The sequence below is a fragment of the Burkholderia sp. Se-20378 genome (genome assembly GCF_017104665.1).
Taxonomy (GTDB): domain Bacteria; phylum Pseudomonadota; class Gammaproteobacteria; order Burkholderiales; family Burkholderiaceae; genus Burkholderia; species Burkholderia lata.
Genome location: NZ_JAAGPG010001219.1, coordinates 1 through 512 on the forward strand (window position 1 = coordinate 1; position 512 = coordinate 512).

The window sequence follows — 512 nt, forward strand, 5'->3', positions numbered from 1 at the left end:
GCGTTCCGGAAAGGCTTCGACGCGGTCGCCGTCGTCGAGCGGCCGGTCGAGCGCGGCTGGCGCGTCGTTCACGCACAGCCGGCCGATTTCGGTATGCGGGACGCCGAGCGCCTCGATTGCGTGCTTCAGCGTCGCGTCACGCGCACACACATGCCCGAACGCGCGGTCGCGCTGGGTGCGCGGGAGAAAGGCGTTCAGTTCGTCGTGGAAGCGGAAGGTCGCGGTCGCCATGCGCGCAGTATCACCGTGCATCGCCGGCTGCGTGCCCTGCAGACGTCGCGCATCTGTGGTTAACTCCCCGCTCCACGGAGCGAAGGAGCGGGAAATGGATCTCGGATTTATCGGGCTGGGTGAAATGGGGCAGGCAATCGCAACGAACCTGCTGAAGGCCGGGCATACGGTGCGAGTCTGGAACCGGTCGCGCGAGCGCGCCGAGCCGCTCGTTGCCGTCGGCGCGCAGATCGTCGACACGCCGGCCGACGCGTTTCGCGGCGACGCGGTGTTCTCGATGC

At 68.2% G+C, this 512-nt stretch carries 1 protein-coding gene and 1 pseudogene; one reads left to right on the forward strand and one right to left on the reverse strand.

Annotated elements, in window-relative coordinates:
- Positions 1 to 231 (reverse strand): annotated as a pseudogene (locus G3N93_RS41105) (twitching motility protein PilT); the annotation flags it as partial.
- Positions 232 to 325: 94 nt separating this feature from the next.
- Here G3N93_RS41105 and G3N93_RS41110 point away from each other — a divergent pair.
- On the forward strand, positions 326 to 512 hold a 187-nt coding region (locus G3N93_RS41110; RefSeq protein ID WP_206135652.1), incomplete at its 3' end, for an NAD(P)-binding domain-containing protein.